The organism is uncultured Thiodictyon sp. (assembly GCF_903946935.1).
Taxonomy (GTDB): domain Bacteria; phylum Pseudomonadota; class Gammaproteobacteria; order Chromatiales; family Chromatiaceae; genus Thiodictyon.
Map to the genome: position 1 here is coordinate 1 of NZ_CAJAXH010000188.1, position 3,010 is coordinate 3,010.

3 protein-coding genes are annotated in these 3,010 nt (G+C 64.2%); 1 reads left to right on the forward strand and 2 read right to left on the reverse strand.

All coding sequences use genetic code 11. From position 1 onward, the window contains the following. Positions 1–113: 113 nt before the first annotated feature. The gene (locus QZX93_RS16000; RefSeq protein WP_295393191.1) at positions 114–1,784 is read right to left on the reverse strand and encodes a WG repeat-containing protein; all 1,671 of its coding nucleotides are present in this window, start codon (positions 1,782–1,784) and stop codon (positions 114–116) included. A 52-nt stretch (positions 1,785–1,836) separates the two neighbouring features. On the opposite strand from QZX93_RS16000, the gene QZX93_RS16005 reads away from it, so the two are divergent. Next, entirely contained in the window at positions 1,837–2,499 is a 663-nt protein-coding gene (locus QZX93_RS16005) for a hypothetical protein (RefSeq protein WP_295393190.1), read from the forward strand. On the opposite strand, the gene QZX93_RS16010 is transcribed toward QZX93_RS16005, so the two are convergent. Then, positions 2,496–2,825 (reverse strand): SH3 domain-containing protein, encoded by a 330-nt coding sequence (locus QZX93_RS16010; RefSeq protein ID WP_295393189.1) that lies wholly within the window; start codon positions 2,823–2,825, stop codon positions 2,496–2,498. The two genes, QZX93_RS16005 and QZX93_RS16010, sit on opposite strands and share 4 nt — an antisense overlap. Positions 2,826–3,010 lie beyond the last annotated feature (185 nt).

Below are 3,010 nucleotides of genomic sequence, written 5' to 3' on the forward strand. Positions count from 1 at the left end.
GCAAATGCTCCGACGGGTTCCGTGATATCAAAGATCAGTTTATTCGGCATGACCTGAGCCTTGGGCAATGGAACTACGTTGTTGACCCCAACGGGTTCTCTTGATAAAAGTGTTTAAGTTATTTTTGAATCGTTACTTACCCGCTCCACATAGGCCAGCCCATGCGAGAACGAGCCCGCGGCCCTGTAGTGTGGCGCGATGACCGTCTTGCCGGTCGAGTCGATGTAACCCCAATCGTTGGCGCCGAGGTCGCGTGACTGCTTGACCGCCGCCAGGCCATCGGCGAAGGGGGCGGCATTGGCGAAACGGGCGGGGACGACCTCGGCCCCGGAACGGTCCATGAAACCGTAACGGGACGAGCCGCCGACGCTCCGGGAGATCAGTGACAACCCCTCGCTGAAGGGCAGCGCCTGGCTTACCGAATCGGCAACCGGGACCACCAGCGCACCCGCGCGGTCAATGAAGCCGCGCCGTCTGGACTTGCCCTGCCGGGGCCCCTCGACAAAGGCAAGCCCTTCAGCGAACGGTTGCGCGTGGTAATACGTGAACGCCAATACCGTGGTACCGGTCTCGTCGATGTAGCCAAAGCGACGGTTCACAACCTGCCTTGCCGCATAGGCCGGGTCCTGGGGAAGCGAGTGATCGACCTCGACGAGGGCCGCGCCCGTCCGGTCGATGACATAGGACCGTTGCCCGATCGTCGCGACGGCCACGCCGCCGACCATGGGCGAGACGAGGTCGAAGCGTCCCGGCAGAAATTCGCCCGCGCGGCTCATGAGGCGGTAGAGGTAGCAGTCGCTGCACAACCCGCCGCTGGGGAGCCGTACCACGGTGAATCCCTCGGAGAACGCCGTCGCACCAAGCATCTTGGTCCCCAGCACCAGCCGGCCCGTGGGGTCGATGAACCCGTAGAAGGGCGCGCGGCCACTGTAGCCGCCGAACTTCAGGTCGAAGGAGGCGTCCTTGGCGACCGCCACGCGCGCCAAGTCTTCGGAAAACGCCTCGGCCTCATCGAAAACCGGCGCGATGGCCATGCGTCCGGTGCGCTCGACATAGCCCCACCGCTGGCCGACGCGTACCGGGGCCAAGCCGCTACCGAAGCTACGGGCATCGTCATACCGGGGTGCGATAACGAACCGGCCCGCGCGGTCCAGAAAGCCGCACTGGGCGCGCTCGCACACAACAGCGAGCCCGGCGCGAAAATCCCCGGCCTTGAAGAAGGTCGGCGGCACCACCCAGTTGCCCGCCGTGTCGATGAACCCCACGCGCCCGTCGACGGCGACCCGGGCGCGTCCCTCACTAAATCCCCATACCTCGTGGTACCGCGCCGCGATCCGCAGGGTCCCGGTGCGGTCCGTGAAACCCCAGACCCCGCCCAAGCGCACGGGGGCCAGGTCCTCGGTAAAGGACAAGGCGGCATCAAAGCGGGGCGGGATGACAAAGGCCCCGTTCCGATCGATGAACCCCCAGGCGCGGTTGGCCTCGACCTGCACCGGCGCTAATCCCTGCGCGAATTGACCGCTGGCGAAGTAGCGCGGCTGGATCGCGACAGCCCCGTTCGTGTCGATAAATCCCAACCGCCAATGGTCCGATTCCCTGATGGGCGCGAGCCCCTCCGAGAACGGGCCGACGATCTGCACGCCGGGGCGCTTGACCTTCGCCGGTCGCCAACCGATCATCCCGGACCCCAATAGCCCAAGCACCGCCGGGGCGGCGCAGTACGCGAGCACCGCGGTGGCCACGATGGCGACGAAGCACAGATGCAGTGCGGAGCGGACCTTCATGGTTAGGATTCTACCCAACTGGCAGGGCAGGGTGCAGCCGACTTACCCCCTCGTGAGCGCGCGCGCGTCGCCGCGCATATCGAGGAGGCCACGAAACAGCTCGCCGAGGCGAATCAGGCCCTCGCTGGCGCCGATGTGCAGCGCAAGCGAGTCGGACGAACAGGGGCTGCAAGAGCGGGTCAATCTGCTGCAGGCGCGCATTCAGGTGGGTCGACGTCATCTCAAAATCGTCGATGAGGCGCAGGCGGTACGGGAAGAAAAGACCCAGCTCCAGGAAGAATTCAACAGTTGGACCGGCTTTGCGACCCCGCCGCCGTTTCCGCTTGAGATGGTCGAGGCGCTGGCGAGACAGCTCAAGTCGCAGCAGGCCGCCACGAAAACGGATGAGCTGCGGCAATCGTCATTTGTGTATGCAAAGGCCCGGGTGGTCGGACAGTTGGCGAGTGAGCAGAAGGCGTTTCGTCAGGCCCTCGAGGCACTGGAATCCGCAGGCACCGACGAGGCGAAACAGGACGCTCGCAGAAAGCACGCATTGCGCCAGAGCGCATTGAGTCTGAGTGCGGAAGGAGTTGCCTTTGTCCAATCCAGCGAGCAGGCCCTGAGCGAAAAACTGGCCCTGGACGGCCTGCGCGAGGAATTCATCCGCTTGAGCAGCAGCTCATGCACTTGGCGAGCTTGGCGGCCTTGGCGTGAGACTCTTGAGCAATCCGGCTAGGGCTGATAGCTCGATTCGCGCAGGTAACGCCCGGCGACCCACCCCTTGGCGCGTGCGTCGTTCGGCCGCGCGATCTGGCACCACCGTTGCCCGCGCGCCATCGTGCAGCCGAGGTTGCGCATGACCGTGCCGTTGGCGAGTTCGGCCACCACGCGGCCCTTGGGCGAGGGACCGGCGCGCAGGTTCAAGGTGTCGCCGCGCGGGACACCCGTGACCTCCCAGAAGTCCGGTCCACCGGCGAGCCCATCGGCAAAGTCACCGGCCTGTGCCACGACCGGCACGGCGGCCGTCATCCAAACGAGGAGCAGGTGCCCCAGTTTTGTCATCGCTGATTCTCCTCGGGTTATGGTAAGGCGATTTCCATATAATAGTTTCCCTGCTAGAATAGCAATGTTCCCAACAGATCGACCCACCAAGTGCATCTATGTTATCCGAGACCGAAACGGTTGTGCTGCCTTTGCTTCCCACGCAAATCGAAGACCTGAGATTTGCGAGTTCCAACATGACGGGA